At 74.9% G+C, this 15,834-nt stretch carries 12 protein-coding genes; 2 read left to right on the forward strand and 10 right to left on the reverse strand.

Features of this window, described 5'->3' with window-relative positions:
- Positions 1-41 precede the first annotated feature (41 nt).
- Positions 42-1,148, reverse strand: coding sequence for a DNA integrity scanning diadenylate cyclase DisA (gene disA, locus ACWGB8_RS22940; RefSeq protein ID WP_452215420.1), 1,107 nt, complete (start codon positions 1,146-1,148; stop codon positions 42-44).
- Between the two features lie 144 nt (positions 1,149-1,292).
- Positions 1,293-2,804, reverse strand: a complete 1,512-nt coding sequence (gene radA, locus ACWGB8_RS22945) for a DNA repair protein RadA (protein WP_452215421.1) — start codon at positions 2,802-2,804, stop codon at positions 1,293-1,295.
- Between the two features lie 223 nt (positions 2,805-3,027).
- On the opposite strand from radA, the gene ACWGB8_RS22950 reads away from it, so the two are divergent.
- Complete coding sequence (locus ACWGB8_RS22950; protein ID WP_452215422.1) at positions 3,028-5,142, forward strand: BACON domain-containing protein; 2,115 nt, start codon at positions 3,028-3,030, stop codon at positions 5,140-5,142.
- A gap of 102 nt (positions 5,143-5,244) precedes the next feature.
- On the opposite strand, the gene ACWGB8_RS22955 is transcribed toward ACWGB8_RS22950, so the two are convergent.
- The 5 genes from ACWGB8_RS22955 to ACWGB8_RS22975 all read right to left on the reverse strand — a co-directional run bounded on the left by ACWGB8_RS22955 (position 5,245) and on the right by ACWGB8_RS22975 (position 11,659).
- A complete protein-coding gene (locus tag ACWGB8_RS22955; RefSeq protein WP_452215423.1) occupies positions 5,245-5,922 on the reverse strand; it encodes a GAP family protein in 678 nt (225 codons plus the stop codon).
- A gap of 12 nt (positions 5,923-5,934) precedes the next feature.
- Positions 5,935-7,269, reverse strand: coding sequence for a DUF1254 domain-containing protein (locus ACWGB8_RS22960; protein WP_452215424.1), 1,335 nt, complete (start codon positions 7,267-7,269; stop codon positions 5,935-5,937).
- Positions 7,270-7,441: 172 nt separating this feature from the next.
- Entirely contained in the window at positions 7,442-8,770 is a 1,329-nt protein-coding gene (locus ACWGB8_RS22965) for a DUF1254 domain-containing protein (protein ID WP_452215425.1), read from the reverse strand.
- Positions 8,771-9,051: 281 nt separating this feature from the next.
- Entirely contained in the window at positions 9,052-10,101 is a 1,050-nt protein-coding gene (locus ACWGB8_RS22970) for a family 2 encapsulin nanocompartment cargo protein polyprenyl transferase (protein ID WP_452215426.1), read from the reverse strand.
- A gap of 127 nt (positions 10,102-10,228) precedes the next feature.
- Positions 10,229-11,659 (reverse strand): family 2B encapsulin nanocompartment shell protein, encoded by a 1,431-nt coding sequence (locus ACWGB8_RS22975; RefSeq protein WP_452215427.1) that lies wholly within the window; start codon positions 11,657-11,659, stop codon positions 10,229-10,231.
- A 354-nt stretch (positions 11,660-12,013) separates the two neighbouring features.
- Between ACWGB8_RS22975 and ACWGB8_RS22980 the strand changes: the two genes are divergently transcribed.
- On the forward strand, positions 12,014-13,207 hold the full coding sequence (locus tag ACWGB8_RS22980; RefSeq protein WP_452215428.1) for an ATP-grasp domain-containing protein: 1,194 nt from the start codon (positions 12,014-12,016) through the stop codon (positions 13,205-13,207).
- Here the strand turns inward: ACWGB8_RS22980 and ACWGB8_RS22985 are convergent.
- From ACWGB8_RS22985 to ACWGB8_RS22995, 3 genes are all read right to left on the reverse strand, one after another.
- The gene (locus ACWGB8_RS22985; RefSeq protein WP_452215429.1) at positions 13,204-13,755 is read right to left on the reverse strand and encodes a methylated-DNA--[protein]-cysteine S-methyltransferase; all 552 of its coding nucleotides are present in this window, start codon (positions 13,753-13,755) and stop codon (positions 13,204-13,206) included. The two genes, ACWGB8_RS22980 and ACWGB8_RS22985, sit on opposite strands and share 4 nt — an antisense overlap.
- A 186-nt stretch (positions 13,756-13,941) precedes the next feature.
- The gene (locus tag ACWGB8_RS22990) at positions 13,942-14,175 is read right to left on the reverse strand and encodes a hypothetical protein (protein ID WP_452215430.1); all 234 of its coding nucleotides are present in this window, start codon (positions 14,173-14,175) and stop codon (positions 13,942-13,944) included.
- Between the two features lie 163 nt (positions 14,176-14,338).
- Entirely contained in the window at positions 14,339-15,649 is a 1,311-nt protein-coding gene (locus tag ACWGB8_RS22995; protein ID WP_452215431.1) for an MFS transporter, read from the reverse strand.
- Positions 15,650-15,834: the final 185 nt, after the last annotated feature.

Consider the following 15,834-nt stretch of genomic DNA (forward strand, 5'->3'; position numbering starts at 1 on the left):
GATCGGATCCCCGGGGCCGCCGCCGTGTCCGTCCGCGCGGGTCAGACGTAGCGCTCCAGAATGGACGATTCAGCAAGGCGGGACAGGCCCTCGCGGACCGAGCGGGCGCGGGTCTCGCCGACGCCCTCGACGGTCTGCAGGTCGTCGATCGAGGCCGCGAGCAGCTTCTGCAGCCCGCCGAAGTGCTCGACCAGCCGCTCTATCACGGTGTTCGGCAGGCGCGGGATCTTCGCCAGCAGCCGGTAGCCGCGCGGCGAGACCGCGGAGTCCAGGGACTCCGGCGTGCCCGAGTAGCCGAGCGCCTTGGCGACCGTCTGCAGGTCCAGCAGCTCGGCGTGGGTCAGCGCCTCCAGGTCGGCCAGCACCTCGGCGACCGTCCGGCCCTTCTTGGCGGCCCGCTCCGGGAAGTAGTCCCGGGCGACCAGCTCGCGCTCCGGCTCCACGCCGGCGATCAGCTCGTCCAGCTGGAGCGAGAGCAGCCGGCCGTCGGTGCCGAGCTCCAGCACGTAGCCGGCGATCTCGGTGGCGATCAGCCGCACCATCTCCAGGCGCTGGGCGACGGCGGTGACGTCCCGGACGGTGACCAGGTCCTCGATCTCCAGGGCGGACAGGGTGCCGGCCACCTCGTCCAGGCGCAGCTTGTACCGCTCCAGGGTGGCCAGCGCCTGGTTGGCGCGGGAGAGCACGGTGGTGGAGTCCTCCAGCACCCGGCGGGTGCCGTTGACGTACATCGCGATCAGGCGCATCGAGTGCGAGACCGCGACCACCGGGAAGCCGGTCTGCCGGTTGACCCGCTCCGCGGTGCGGTGGCGGGTGCCGGTCTCGTCGGTCGGGATGGTGGAGTCCGGCATCAGGTGCACCCCGGCGCGGACGATCTTGGTGATGTCCTTGTCCAGCACCACCGCGCCATCGAGCTTGCACAGCTCGCGCAGCCGGGTTGCGGTGAACTCGACGTCCAGGACGAACCCGCCGGTGCAGATCGACTCGACCGTCTTGTCGAAGCCGAGCACGATCAGGCCACCCGTGTTGGCCCGCAGGACCCGCTCCAGGCCGTCACGCAGCCCCGTCCCTGGCGCGATGGCACTCAGGGAGGCCCGCAGCAGGGCCTCCTCACGGGAGGACTTGTCCGCCCGGTCGCTGGCTGCCACGTGACTCCTCCGGTCGACCCGTACCGCGGCGCGCCCGTGCGTCCGTACGCCGGCCTGCGGTCTGTCGCTCTGTCTCTAATTACTGCCTTGTCGCCCATTAGACAGGGGAAAGTCTAACTGCGTGCGGCAATAACAGGGCTTGGGTCAGCGCAGTTCGTCGGAGTCGACCGGCTCCCACCCGGCCATCAGCTCCTCGGGGTAGGCCGTGACGGACGCCCCGCGGGGCGGCGGGGGCGTCTCGCGCGGGGCCGACGCCGCCTCACCGCGCGGCTTGGCGGCGGCCCGGCGGCGGCCCGGGATCGCCCGCAGTGCCTCGCCGATGTCGGCCACCTCGACCACCTTCATCCCCGCCGGGACCTTGCCCGGATCCGGCGGGACCAGCGCGTGGGTGAAGCCCAGCCGGTGCGCCTCGGCCAGCCGCCGCTGCACACCCGTCACCCGCCGGACCTCGCCCGCCAGACCGACCTCCCCGATCGCCACCAGGTTGCTCGGCAGCGGGGTGTCGGAGGACGAGCTGGCCACCGCGAGCGCGATCGCGAGGTCCGCCGAGGGCTCGGTGAGCTTCACCCCGCCGACCGTCGCCGTGTAGATGTCCTGCTTGCCCAGCTTGACCCCGCCGTGGCGCTCGACCACGGCCAGGATCATCGCGATCCGGGGCGACTCCAGCCCGGAGGTCGTCCGGCGCGGGGACGGGATCTGCGAATCCACCATCAGCGCCTGCACCTCGGCCACCAGCGGGCGCTTGCCCTCCAGGGTGACGGTCAGGCACGTCCCCGGGACCGGCTTGTCACGCCGGGTCAGGAACAGCCCGGACGGGTCCGCCAGGCCCTCGATGCCCTCGTCGTGCAGCTCGAAGCAGCCGACCTCGTCGGTGGCGCCGTAGCGGTTCTTGACCCCGCGGATGATCCGCAGCCGGGCGTGCCGGTCGCCCTCGAAGCTCAGCACCACGTCGACCAGGTGCTCCAGCAGCCGCGGGCCGGCGATCTGGCCGTCCTTGGTGACGTGGCCGACCAGCAGGCTGGCCATGCCGCGATCCTTGGAGACCCGGATCAGCGCGTTCGCCACCTCGCGGACCTGGGCCGGGCCGCCGGGGGCGCCGTCCAGCTCGGCGGAGGCGATGGTCTGCACCGAGTCCAGGATCAGCAGGCCCGGGTTGACCGCGTCGATGTGGCCGAGGACGGCACCGAGGTCGGACTCCGCCGCCAGGTACAGGTGCTCGGAGAGCGCGTTGATCCGGTCGGCGCGCAGCCGCACCTGGCCGGCCGACTCCTCACCCGTGACGTAGAGCGTGCGGTGCTGCCCGGTGGCGGCCTTGGCGGCGACGTCCAGCAGCAGGGTGGACTTGCCGACACCCGGCTCGCCCGCCAGCAGGACCACGGCGCCGGGGACCAGCCCGCCGCCGAGCACCCGGTCCAGCTCGGGGACGCCGGTGGAGCGCGCGGTGGCCACCTGGCCGTCCACCTGGCCGATCGGGCGGGCGGGCGCGGACACCGGGCCGGCGGCGGTGGTCCGGATCGGCACCGCGCCGTACTCCTCGACCGTGCCCCACGCATTGCACTCGGGGCACCGGCCGACCCACTTGGGCAGCTGGTTGCCGCACTCGGTGCAGCGGTACGCCGGGCGCGGCTTGGCGGTGGTCTTGGTACGCGGAGCCATGCGAGCCACCGTAGCGGGTGGGTCGGACAACGCGGGCCGGAGCGCGGGGCGCCGCGCGCCGCCCGGGACGGCCGCGCCGGCTGTCGCCCCGGCCGTCGCTGTCCCCGCGGCCGTCGCCCCGGCGTCCACCGCGGTACCGGATCGGGCGATGTTGTTACCCGAAAGAAGTACAACAGCAGGGAATGGCGGGGCGTACGCGGCCCGCGTCTCTACCGTCGACCGGGTGACGACGAGTGCTGACAGGTCCCGCGAGGCCGTGAGGACGGCGTACGACCGGCAGGTGGACGGCCTGTTCACCTACTGCCTCTCGGTGCTGTGCGAGCACGGGGCGGCCACCGCCGCCCTGCGCGAGGTGCGCGAACTGGCGCTGCGCCACGGGGCGCGGCTGACCGAACCCGGGCTGGTGCGCGCCTGGCTGTACTCGCTGGCGCGCTACTGCTGCCTGCGCCGGATGGCGGGCGGGGTCGACGGGCCCGCCGGGGTGGACGGCCCCGGCTGGACGGACAGGGACGGCGTGCACGGCGGCGGGGCGGGGGCCGCCGACGGGCCGGACGCGTCCGCCGAGGCCGGCCGGCGGCGGCGCGAGCTGGCCTCGCTCGCCTGGCCCGAGGCGGCCGGCACCGACCCCGAGCAGCGCGAGGCGCTGGAGCTCGCCGTCCGACACCGGCTCAGCCCGATCGAGGTGGCGGAGGTCCTCGGCATCCCGTTCGACCGGGCCCGGGCGGTGCTGGCCGCCGCCGGGGCGGAGGTCGCCCGGACCCGGGCCGCGCTGCTGGTGCTCGGCGTCGGCAGCTGCCCCGAACTGGACCGGCTCGGCGGGGCCGGGGCGGAGAGCTGGCGGGACTGGGTGCTCGGCCCGGCGCTGCGCCGGGAGCTGGTGCAGCACGTGGTGGACTGCCCGACCTGCCGAGGCACCGCGGAGCGGGTGGCGGGCGGGGCCCCCGGCGGGGGCTGGGCCGGCGTCGGCAGCGGGGGCGGCGCGGGCGGCCTCGGCAGCTGGGGCGGGGGCGGTTCCGACGGCGGGGTGCTCGCGGGGCTTTCGGGTCTGCCGGTGCTTCCCGCGCCGCCGGAGGCGCTCGCACCCGGCGCGGCCGGTGCGCCCGGCGCGGGCGCCTTCGGCGGGGCGGGCGGCGGCGGGGCGGGCCCAGTGGCCGGGGGCCGCGGGGCGGGCGCGCTGAACGGGGCGGGTGCCGCGCAGGGGGTGACCGCGGTGGACGGGGTGGCCTACCTGCCCGGTGCGGCCCCCGGCCGCCGGCTCGCCGGTCCGGCGCCGGTGACCGAACCGGGGCTGCGCTTCGACCAGCGGGGCTTCCCCCGCCACCGTGCCCCGGACGACGCCCGGGGCACGGTGGTGCGCCAGCGCGTGGTGACCACCGGCGTCCTGGCCGCGGTGCTCGCCGCCCCGGTGGTCGCGCTCTGGGCCGGGTACCAGGACGGCGGCGGCCCGACGGCGGCGGCCACCGTCTCCTCGGTCCGGGTCGACGAGGACGGCCGCAACGGCTCGCCCGAACAGGGCCGGCCCGCCGGTGCCGAGCCCGTGGGCGGCACCGTCGCGGGCACCGGCACGACTACCGCCGGCCTGGCGCTGGCGGGGGCGGGACCCTCGAATGCAGAAACGTTTCCCGGGATCCAGGGCCCCGCCGTACCGGTCCCCGCGCACGGCTGCACCCCGCTCGACAGCCCGGCCCTGGTCGCCCTGCCCGCCCCGCCCGCCGGACCCGACCGGGCCGCCGACGGCCGGCCTGCCCAGCCCGTCCCGGGCGGCCTGCTGACCGTCGAGGCCGGCGAGTACGGCAACCGCACCGTGCTCACGCTGACCAACTCCGGCGGCACCGACATCACGTGGCAGGCCGTCGTCGACGCCCCCTGGCTCCGGCTCAGCCGGGACTCCGGCACCCTGCTGCCCGGCCAGCGAATCACCGTGATCGTCACGGTGGACGAGGACCGGGCGCCCGACGCCCCCTGGACCGCCCGGATCGCGCTGCCGCCCTCGCACGCCGTGGTGACCCTGGAGGGAGGACGGCAGCACCCGGGCGGCCACCCGACACCCGGCACCGAACCGACCCCCGGCGGCTCGGCCACCCCGGCACCCACCCCACCGGCCACGTCGTCGCCGACCGCCGGTCCGGAGCCGACGGCGAGCCCGACCACCGACCCGCCGTCACCGGGGACGCCGTCCGGCAGCGCCTCTCCGGTCCCGCCGACCTCCTCACCGACCGCCCCGCCCACGACGGCGCCGACGGCCGGCCCGAGCGCCACCCCGACGACCGGGCCCGGCACCAGCAGCGGCGGCCCGAACGGCGGCTCCGGCAGCACACCGGCGGGGACCGCGGGCTGAGCCGGAGGGCCGGGGTGGCCGGGGGGGGTGGTCGGACGGCGGGTGGCAGGCGGGCGGGCCCGAGGAGCGGGTGGTCGGTCAGGCGGTCAGGCGGTCAGGCGGTCAGGCGGTCAGACCGGTGATCGCGTCCCCGACGTACTTGGCGCCCAGCACCAGCAGGACCACCATCACGATCGCCGTGTTGTGGGTGGCCATCCACGCCTTCCACTCCCCCAGCACCCGGTCCGACCGCTGCCCGCCGAACAGGTGGACCGCCAGCGGCAGCAGCGTGCACGACGAGCCGATCAGCACCAGCAGCGCAGCCGCCCCCGCCTTGCCGGCCGCCGAGGCGGGCGCGGTGGCGACGGCCACTGCCCCGCCGACCGCCAGCACCAGGTTCTTCGGGTTCGCCGCCACCAGGAGGGCCGCCAGCCCGGCGGACCGGGCCGGGGTGAAGCGGTCGACCGCCTGCATCCACTTCGGCGGGCTGTGCACGTGCCCCTCGCGCGGACGGTCCCGCCACTGCGCCGCCCCGAGCAGCAGGAACAGCACGCCCAACCCCAGCCGCAGCCACCACGACCAGGCGGGCCGGTCCCCACCGGCGCCGCCGTCCGCACCGGACCCGAGCAGGACCACCACGGCGACCACCGCCGCCAGCGCCGCCGTCCACCCGGCGGCGAAGGCCGGCCCGTTGACCCGCCCCCGCGGGGAGGCCAGAAGCAGGACCGTCGCGACCAGCCCCAGCGGGCTCACCGCGATGCCCACGGCCGAGGCCAGCATCCCGCCGACGGCGTCTCCCATCCCCGCTCCCCGTCAGCGGCGGCGGATCAGCGGCAGCCGGTAGCTGCCGTCGAGGACGGCCGCCTGCGGCTGGTAGAGGCGGACCATCGGCCGGAACTCGCCCTCCGGCGCGGGCAGCCAGTTGGCCGCCTCGTCCGGGTCGGTCGGCCGCTCGTGCTGCAGGACGAGGGTCAGCGAACCGTCCTCGCCGCGGACCAGCCCCGGAGTGCGGTCGCCGATCGCGTAGCGGTCGATCGGGTTGGCGACCAGGTAGTAGTCCGGCAGCGCGTACATGGTGACGGACCAGAAGGCGTCCACCGGCGGTGGTACGTCGAAGCGCAGGGTGTACGCGTGGGCGCCGGTGAGCGGGTGCCCGTCGGCGTCGTCGAAGGTGCTGGCGTACACCGCCTCGTACGCGTGGTTGCCCCAGAGCGCGGCGCGGGCGGCGACCGCACGGGTCAGGTAGGCGGCCCGGCGGTCCGGGATGCGCCACTCGGGGTCGTTCAGCGTTCCGGGGCCGAAGTGGTCGAGGTTGTAGTCGAAGAGGTGCAGGTTGGCGTTCCACTCGCCGGTCGACTCCTCGACGGCAGGCCTGGTGGCCGCCTCGACCCGCTCGCGTCCGGCCGCCTGTCCGCGGGAGAGCGCAGCCGCCCACTCGGGTGCCGCCGCCCGGTACGGCGACGGTCCCCCGTCGAGCAGGCCGAGCGGCGCGAACCGCTGCTGGTAGGCGAGGTCCGCCGCGGGGGGCGGGAAGGCCGCCGCCCAGACCCGGAGGCGTTCGAAGAAGCCCAGGGCCTCCGGCACCTCGGGGTCCGGTCGCGGCAGGCCCGCCGCGACCCCGCCGGCCTCCAACGCTCCGAGCTCCATCCCGCCCTGGAAGGCCACGGCCCTGGCCAGGTCGGCCGGTCCGTCGCAGGCGGTGCGGCCGACGACGGTCGCCACCGTGGTGGGGGACTCGATCAGCCCGTGCCCCTCCAGCGGGACGCCGTGCCAGCCCGGCGGGACGATCAGCCACTTCTGTGCGCCGGTGCCGGTGGCCCGGCTGCCCAGGTAGGCGAAGTTGTTGGTCCACGCGTCGATGAACTGCAGCACGTAGTAGGCGCCGCCGCTGTCCGGCACCTGCAGCACCTGCGGGCCCTCGGAGAGGTCGAGCAGGGCGATGGAGTACAGGGTGTCGTTGTTGACCGAAACGTAGGCGTCCTCGGGCCCGGCCAGGGTGCCGCTGTGGCTGAACCGGTTGAACGGTGCGGCGGCGATGCTGCCGAGGCCCTTGGTGTGGAAGCCCTCCACCATCGACAGGTCGAACACCAGGGGGTAGCCGTAGACGTAGGCGTCGGCGGCCAGGGCTTCCAGCTCGGCTTCGGTCATGCGGGGTCCTTGTCCGGGAGGCCCGATCGGGCCGGTGGCGGAGCGACGGGGTACGCCGGGGCGGCGGGCGGCACAGCGAGGGGGTGCACCGGGGCGGCGGGCGGCACGGGGGTGGCGGGTGGACGGCCTGCCGCGGGCGGGCGGCCGACGGCGGGCGGCGGTGGGCCGGTGGTCAGCACGGGAGGAGCGGCGGGAGCCGCCAGGAGCCGTCGAGGACCGGGCGGTCCGGCCCGTACAGCCGGATCACCAGCGCGAACGGTCCGTCCGGGGCGGGCAGCCAGTTGGCGGAGTGCTGGGCGTCGGCGGGCCGCTTGTGCCGGACGTGGAGGGTGAGGCCGCCGTCCGGGTCGCGGACCAGCCCCGGGGTGCGGTCCCCGATGGCGTAGCGGTCGAGGATGTTGTCGACCAGCAGGCCGCCGGGCAGCTCGTACACGGTCACCGACCAGAGGAACCGGACGGGCGGGAGCTCCTCGGGGGCGAAGCGCAGAACGTAGTCGCGGTCGCTGGCGTTCGGCGGGCGGTTGCCCGCACCGTCCTCGCTCCAGCCGCCGTACCAGACCTCCTCCGGCGGCAGCCCGTACAGGCCCGTCGCCGCCGCGGCGGCCCGCTTGAGGTGCTCGGCCCCGAGCTGCTCCCGGGTGCCGAACATGCCGGCCGGGGTGGAGCCGTGCCGGACCGCCTCGGCGAGCCGGGCCCGGGCGTCGGCGATGCCGTGCGCGATCTCGGTGCGGTGGTCGAGCGGCAGGGCGGCGGGCTCGAACTCGCCCCGGCCGTCGATGCCGAGGTCGGCGAGCCGCCCGCGCAGGTCCGCGTCCTCGGGGAGTGCGGGGAAGAAGCCGAGCAGGAAGTCGAGGAAGCCGAAGAACTCGATACCGTCCCAGACCTCCTCGCGCCAGACCGGCCAGACCGGGTGCGGCGGCAGGTGTTCGGGCGCCGGGGTGCCGGCGTACTCGTGCAGCGGGCGGAGGCGGTACTGCCGCTGAAGCCCCTTCAGCTCCGCCACCGCCCCGGGCGTCCCGTCGGCGAGGTGGGTCCGGCCGACGATGCCGACCAGCCGGGTGGCGGTGCGGATCACGCCGGTGATGCCCTCCGGCGCCTCGCCCTGCCAGTCCGGGCCGGCGATCAGGTGGTCACCGGCCTCCTGCCCGGTGGAGCGGGCGCCGACGAACCCGGCGTAGGCGGTGTCCAGGTCGTGCACCGGCAGCACGTAGTAGCGGTCCGCGGCGGGGACGGAGAGCACCCAGGGCTCGGCCCTGAGGTCCAGCCAGGCCCGGGAGAGCGCGGTGTCGCCGGTGGGCGTGACGGCGTCGGTGTCGTCCGGGCCGACCGGCTGCGGCTGGTGCTCGAACACGCCGAAACCGCCGATGTGCCGCGGGTCGGCGTCGTCGATCACCTGGAAGAAGAGTGTCCGGTAGTTCGCCAGGAGGGGGTGGCCCCAGATCCACGCCTCGGCGGCGGTGGCGCGGACGGTGGACGGATCCACGAGTGCCGGGTTGCCCATCTGACGTTCTCCCCTGTGCTCCCCTGTGCCCGAGCGGCGGCGCAATTCGGTACGAAAGGGATGCTATGCGGGGGGCGGTGGATCAGCATGTCGGCGGACGGACGGCGTCGGCGGACGGACGACCGCAGCCCCCGGGGCGCGGAGCCCCGGGGACCGGGTCGGGGACGGTACGGCGGCAGGTGGGCGGCGTCGGCGCGGGCGGGTGCCGGTGCGGGCAGGTGTCGACGTCAGTGCGCGCTGGCGTCAGTGCGGGCAGGTGCCCCCGCGGGCTGGCGCGCGCGTCAGTGGGAGCGGCGGGTGACCAGCTCGGCGAGGGCGAGCAGTTCGTCGGCCGCGGAGGGCTCGGGAACGGCCCTGGCCAGCTGGGCAATCGCGGCGGCCATCCGCTCGCAGGACTCACCCTGGGCCCAGCCCCGGCCGCCGGCCGCGTCCACCGCGGCGGCGCAGCGCGCCAGCTCCTCCGGGGTGAGCGGCCGCTCCAGCCCGTAGAGGTGCGCCAGTACGGCCCCCTCCTCCGTACCGGAGCCGAGCGCCGCGACGACCGGCAGGGACTTCTTGCGGGCGACCAGGTCCGCGCCGACCGGCTTGCCGGTGACCGCTGGATCCCCCCAGATGCCGATGAGGTCGTCGATCAGTTGGAAGGCGAGCCCGATCTCCCGGCCGAAGCCGTCCATCGCGCGGACCGCGGCCTCGTCCGCCCCGGCGTACAGTGCGCCCGTCGCGCAGGCCGCACCGAGCAGGGCGCCGGTCTTCGCCTCGGCCATTGCCAGGCACTCGGCGAGCGAGACGTCGCTGCGCTGTTCGAAGGCGCAGTCGATCTGCTGGCCCTCGCAGAGCTCGACCACGCAGTCGGTGAGGTAGCGGACGGCGGCGGGGGTCGCCGGGTGGGCGTCCTCGGCGAGCAGCCGCAGCGCGAGCGAGTGCATGGCGTCCCCGGCGAGGATGGCCTCGGTGGTGCCGAACACCCTCCAGGCGGTGGGCCGGTGGCGGCGGGTCTCGTCGCGGTCGATGACGTCGTCGTGGAGCAGGGTGAAGTTGTGGACGAGTTCCACGGCGGCCGCGGCGGCGGTGACGGAGCCGGGGGCACCGCCGAGGGCCTGGGCGGCGGCCAGGACCATGGCCGGCCGGATCGCCTTGCCGGCCGGGGCCTCGACGGGCGAGCCGTCGGCCTCCCACCAGCCGAAGTGGTAGCCGGCGACCTTGCGCATCGCGCCGGGCAGCGAGTCGACGGCGGCGCGGAGCACCGGGTCGACCAGGGTGCGGGCGCGGGCCAGTACGTCCTCCGCCTCGTGGCCCTCGCGGTGGTCCCGCTCCAGCGTGAAGATTCCCATGGTTCCTCCCCCTCGGTAATGGCCGAGCGCCCGGCCCGGTCGGCTCGGCGAACCGCGTCGCCGACCGGGCGGGTGCTCCTGTCCGCGGCCCCCGCGGGCCGCGCTCCGGCTGCTCCCCCGACTGCTCCTACCGGTGGGCGATGTCCACGTTCTCCAGCACGCCGATCGCATCGGGCACCAGAACGGCCGCGGAATAGTAGGCGGTGACGAGATAGGAGATGATCGCCTTCTCGTTGATGCCCATGAATCGGACGGAGAGTCCGGGCTGGTATTCATCGGGAATTCCGGTCTGGTGCAGACCGATGACGCCCTGGTTCTCCTCGCCGGTGCGCAGGGCGAGGATCGAGCTGGTGTGCCCGCCGACGATCGGGATCTTGTTGCACGGGAAGACCGGCACCCCGCGCCAGGCGGTGACCTGGCGGCCGTGCACCTCGACGGTGTCGGGGTAGAGGCCGCGCCGGTTGCACTCCCGGCCGAACGCGGCGATGGCCCGGGGGTGGGCGAGGAACATCTTGGTGCTGCGGCGCCGGCTCAGCAGCTCGTCCATGTCGTCCGGGGTGGGCGGGCCGGAGTGGGTCTGGATGCGCTGGTCGTACGCGGCGTTCTGCAGGAGCCCGAACTCGGGGTTGTTGACCAGCTCGTGCTCCTGGCGCTCGCGCAGCGCCTCGATGGTCAGCCGGAGCTGGTGCTCGGTCTGGTTCATCGGCTGGTTGTAGAGGTCGGCGACCCGGGAGTGGACCTTCAGGATCGTCTGCGCGACGCTCAGCTCGTACTCGCGCGGCCGGAGCTCGTAGTCCACGAAGGCGCTGGGCAGCTCGAACTCGCCGGCGTGGCCCGCGGAGAGGTTGATCGCGGCCTCGCCGTGCTTGTTCTGCGGCCGCTGGAAGCCGTTGAGGTACTCCATGATCTGCAGCTGCAGGGCCTCGGAGCGGTCGGCGAGCTCCTGGAAGGACTGCCAGGAGAGCGCCAGCACGGTGCCCGAGGTGGCGGCGCGCACGGTGTACGGCCAGTCCCCGTCGGACTGCTGCAGGACCTCGTCGCCGAGGTGGTCGCCGTCGGCGAGCGTGCCGACCACCGTCTCCTCGCCGTATTTGCCGGTCCCGATCCGGCTGAGCTTGCCGTGCGCGATGATGAAGACCTCGCCGATCGGGGCGCCCGCCTCGACCAGGACGTCACCCGGGGAGAACTCGCGTTGCGTGAAGCGGCCCGCCAGCTCCTCCAGCACCGCATCGTCCTCGAAGCCCCGCAGCACCGGAACCTCGCGCAGGGTCGGCGCCAGGACCCTCACCTGCGTCCCCTCCTGGACGCAGCCCACCCGACCGCGGCCGACCGCGTGGCGCAGACGGCGGTTGACCCGGTAGGTACCGCCGGACACCTGGACCCACGGCAGCATCCGGAGCAGCCAGCGGGGGCTGATCTCCTGCATCTGCGGCGCGGACTTGGTGGTCGTCGCCAGGTTCCTCGCACCGGCGGTGCTCAGACTCTGCTGGACCGGCGCCGGGCCCGCCTGCGACGGGCCGCCCGGCAGAGGAATACCGACGTTGGTTTCGGTGGACATGGGGGGAGCCCTTCGCGTACCCGATGAACTGTCACCTTGCAAGATTCATGGTGAGCCCATTCGGGGTTGCCCGCAATCACTCTTTCGAGTGGTCGGAATAGCCGAACAAATAGTACGACTAGATCACCTGATCGATATTCATTCGCTCATAAGTTCGTCACGCGTTCGAATCAATCGCGCGGGGGCGGGCCCGCCCCCGCCGCACGCGCCGCCCCGAGCGCCCCCACCCGGCGTTCGAACCCCGGACGAGGGCCGCTAAGGTGCCGCCTCAAAGGGCCACGGGGCGAGCTGCCGAGAGCGCCGATACCGCACCGGATGCCCTCCCTTCGTTCGCCCCTGACCAGGGAGACCCCCGTGAGCGCGCCCGTACGCGTCTGGCTGAACCGTACCTACGCCGAGAACGTCTTCTTCATCGAACTCCTGCGCGCCGCACCGCGCCCGGTCGAGATCCACGCCACCCACAGCGACCCCGACTCCCCGGTCCTCGCCGCCGCCGACCACGGCGCCCTGGAACCCGACGGCCTGACCCCCGACGCCTACGTCGCCTTCGCCCTCGACTACTGCGCCCGCAACGCCGTCGACGTCTTCCTCCCCCGCCTCAACCAGCTCGCGATATCCCTGCACCAGAAGGAGTTCGAGGCCGTCGGCACCGCCCTGGCCTGCCCGCCCGCGACCGCCGTCGCGGCCTTCGACAGCAAGGTCGACGGCTACGCCGCGATGGCCGCCCTGGGCCTGCCCACCCCGCCCTGGTGGCAGGTCCGCACCGCCGGCGAACTGCTCGCCGCCGTCGCGCAGATCGAGGACGCCGGCGGCACCGCCTGCCTCAAGCCCGCCTCCGGCGCGGGCGGCGAGGGCTTCCGGGTGCTCACCCGCGAACCCTTCGGCCTGCACCGGCTGGCCGGCTGGGACTCCCGGGTCCAGGTCGACCAGGTGGTCGCCGCCCTGGAAGCCCGCCCGGACGGCGCCGACCTGCTCGTCATGCCCTACCTGGAAGGCCCCGAGATCTCCGTCGACTGCCTCGCCGACCGGGACGGCACCCTGCTCGCCGCCGTCGGCCGCAGCAAGCACCGCCGCCGCCGCAGCTTCACCACCGCGCCCGCGTACCTGGAACCCGCCCGCCGGCTGGTCGAGGCCACCGGCATGGCCTACCTCTCCAACGTGCAGTTCCGCCACCTCGGCGGCGAACCGGTGGTCATCGACGTGAACACCCGGCCCTCCGGCGGGCTCCACCAACTGCGGCTCTGCGGGCTCAACCTGCCATGGAACGCCGTGCAGTTGGCACTCGGAGAGCGCCCCGACACCAGCGGGCTGCCGGAGCTCGCGGGCGTCGAGTACACCCTGGTCTCGGGCATCCAGCCGGTCCCGCCGCGCCGACTGCCCTCGGCCCGCGAGCGGATCGGCACCGGCGTCGGCGTCGGCGTCGGCGTCGGCACGACGGTCGGGGCGGGCGCGGCGATCCCGGCGGGCACGGCGATCGGGGCCGGCATCGGGGACGCGGCGGGCACGGGGGTCGGGGCCGGCGTCCCGGTCGGCCAACTGGTCGGCTAGAGGGGCCCGTTCCAGTCCAGGGTCGGCTCCAGCACGCCCTCCAGGGTCAGCAGCCAGCGCTTGACGTCGATCCCCACCCGGCCGCCGCCGAAGCCGCCGATCCCGTCCGCCGCCACCACCCGGTGGCACGGCACCAACAGGGCCACGGGATTGGCGGCCATCATCTGGCCGACCGTGCGGGCCGCCAGCCCCGGCTCCGCAACCCCGCCGAACACCCCGCTGCGGACGGCCAGTTCGCCGTACGTGACGGTGCTCCCGTACGGTACCGAGCCCAGCAGCGCCTGCAGCACCGCCCGGTGCGGCCCGCTGCTCAGGCTCCAGTCGATCGGCAGCCCCAACTCGCGCCGCTCACCGGCCAGGTACTCACCGATCCGGCCGGTGACGGCAGCGATCTTCGCGTCGTCGGTGCACGGCGGCAGCTCCCCGGGCTGCCCCAGGTACCCGGCCGCGGCCACCCCCAGCGGGGTCACCGCGATGTGCATCGGACCACTGGGCAGCGGCGTCTCGACGGTCATCCAGGACATCGGCCCGGTCGTCGGCACGGACATCGGTACGGACATCGTTACGGCCACCCCTCCCCCGTTCTCGCCGGCGTTCCCACCGGACCCCCGCCCGCGAACCGCCGGGGCCCGCACGGCGACGCCGGACACGGACGCGGTCCACCCGCCCCCGGCGCCATCGTACGGCGGCGCCCCCCGCTGCCGCCGCCGTACCGCCCGGGCGTCGGGGCGCTGCTACAGCCGTCCCTTGATTTCGGCGGCGAGCCCGCGCGTCCAGTGGACGAGCTCGGCGCGGTCGGCCGTCCGGCCCTCGCAGAGTGCGCTCAGCTGGGCCTCGTTGATCCGGTTCGGCCCCGGGATCTCCAGCAGGTAGGCGATCTCCTCCAGGACCGTCGCCAGTCGCTTGGCGTCGGTGTGGTCCATGGCGACCGCGGCCTCGTGGTGGCCGATGGTGAGAGAACCGGGCATGGCAGCCTCCTCCGTTCACCCCCGCACCCTCCACCGTACGGCGCCGCCGCCAGGCCCGCCCCGCGACCGCCCGGGCCACCACCCCGGGTGACCGGCCCGCTGCGGCCGGGCGCCGATCGCACCCGCGCCCGGACCCCCACCCGCACCCGCACCCGCACCCACCTCAGTCCGCGCCACTCCTGGTCGCACCGCCCGCCGCCGCACCGGCCGAGGTCGTGCCGCTCCAGCGCCGTCGGCGGACCGCCGGCACCGCCAGCACCACCGCGCCCGCGGCCACCTGCCAGAGCGCCCCGAAGGCCAGGACCGCCGCCGCGCCCGTCCGGTCCGCCAGCGGCCCGGCCGCCGCCAACCCCAGCGGGCCGAGCACGAACGCCCCCAGACTGCCGAACGCACTGATCCGGGCGAGCACTTCGGCCGGCACCCAGCTCTGCATCGTGGTCGCGTACAGCGTCTCGCAGACCGCCGCCCCCACCCCCGCGCACACCGCCGCCACCCCCACCGGCGCGAGCCCCGCACCCGCCGCGAGCGCCGCCGAGGGCAGCGCCCACCCGAGCCCCGCGACCGTCGCCACCGCCAGCGGCCGACGCGGGCGCCGGCCCAGCATCAGCAGCCCGCCGAGCACCGCCCCGGCCCCGTACAGGCCCATCACCAGGCCCCAGTCGCGCGCCCCGCCCAGTTCCCGCTGCGCGGTGAGCGGGCCGAGCACCAGGAACGGCGCCCACACCAGCAGGTTGAACAGCCCCATCTGCACAGTGGTGATCCACAGCCACGACCGGGAGCGGAACTCCGACCAGCCCTCCCGGAGGTCGGCGAGCACCGACTCCTCCCGGCCCGCCCGCGGCTCCGGCGGACGGGCCGCGAGCCGCAGCAGCGCCACCGCCCCGACCGCGTACGTGAGAGCGTCGACCAGCAGCACGGCCTCGGGCCCGTGCACCGCCGTGACCAGCCCCGCGACCACCGGACCCGCCACCGTCGACACCGAACGGGCCAGCCCCAGCAGGGTGTTGGCGTCCCCGAGCCGGTCCGGATCACGCACCAGCGAGGGCACCAGCGCACCGAGGGCCGGCAGGAACACCCCCTCGCCGAGCCCCCAGACGGCGACCAGCGCCACCATCACCCAGAGCGGCGCCCGCCCGGTCAGCAGCACCGCCGCGAACACCGCCTGCACCGCGCAGCGCAGCACGTCCGCCGCCACCATCACCCGCCGGCTGCCCAGCCGGTCCGCGACCACCCCGCCGACCAGCAGCACCAGCACGACCGGCAGGATCCTGGCCGCCATCACCCAGCCGAGCTCCGTCCCGCCGCCGCCCGCCCCGAGCACCGCGAAGGCCACCGCGACCGGGGCCATCGAGGAACCCAGCAGCGAGGTCGCGTACCCGGCGAAGAACCATCCGAAATCACGGTCGCCCAGCACGGCCAGACGGCTGCTCAGCGCGCGCCGGGGAGCCGGGATCCGTTCCGCATCCACTGTCACGGACGGCAAGTCTGCCTCCGGACGGGAACGCCGGACAAGGGTTTCCGGGTACGAACTTGAGCCTTTTGGCATCAATTCACGGCGGAATCCCCATTGCCGCAGTAAACCGACCCTCATATGCACCTCCACCTGCGATTTACTGCGCTTGGCCACTATGCTGGAAGCTCCATCGGATCACCGATTTA

The organism is Kitasatospora sp. NPDC054939, from assembly GCF_053610105.1.

What these genes read in the sequence shown, in the direction of transcription:
- radA (WP_452215421.1), bottom strand. Translation starts at nt 2,804, where the DNA reads ATGGCTCCGCGTACCAAGACCACCGCCAAGCCGCGCCCGGCGTACCGC.
- ACWGB8_RS22955 (WP_452215423.1), bottom strand. Translation starts at nt 5,922, where the DNA reads ATGGGAGACGCCGTCGGCGGGATGCTGGCCTCGGCCGTGGGCATCGCG.
- ACWGB8_RS22960 (WP_452215424.1), bottom strand. Translation starts at nt 7,269, where the DNA reads ATGACCGAAGCCGAGCTGGAAGCCCTGGCCGCCGACGCCTACGTCTAC.
- ACWGB8_RS22965 (WP_452215425.1), bottom strand. Translation starts at nt 8,770, where the DNA reads ATGGGCAACCCGGCACTCGTGGATCCGTCCACCGTCCGCGCCACCGCC.
- ACWGB8_RS22970 (WP_452215426.1), bottom strand. Translation starts at nt 10,101, where the DNA reads ATGGGAATCTTCACGCTGGAGCGGGACCACCGCGAGGGCCACGAGGCG.
- ACWGB8_RS22975 (WP_452215427.1), bottom strand. Translation starts at nt 11,659, where the DNA reads ATGTCCACCGAAACCAACGTCGGTATTCCTCTGCCGGGCGGCCCGTCG.
- ACWGB8_RS22985 (WP_452215429.1), bottom strand. Translation starts at nt 13,755, where the DNA reads ATGTCCGTGCCGACGACCGGGCCGATGTCCTGGATGACCGTCGAGACG.
- ACWGB8_RS22990 (WP_452215430.1), bottom strand. Translation starts at nt 14,175, where the DNA reads ATGCCCGGTTCTCTCACCATCGGCCACCACGAGGCCGCGGTCGCCATG.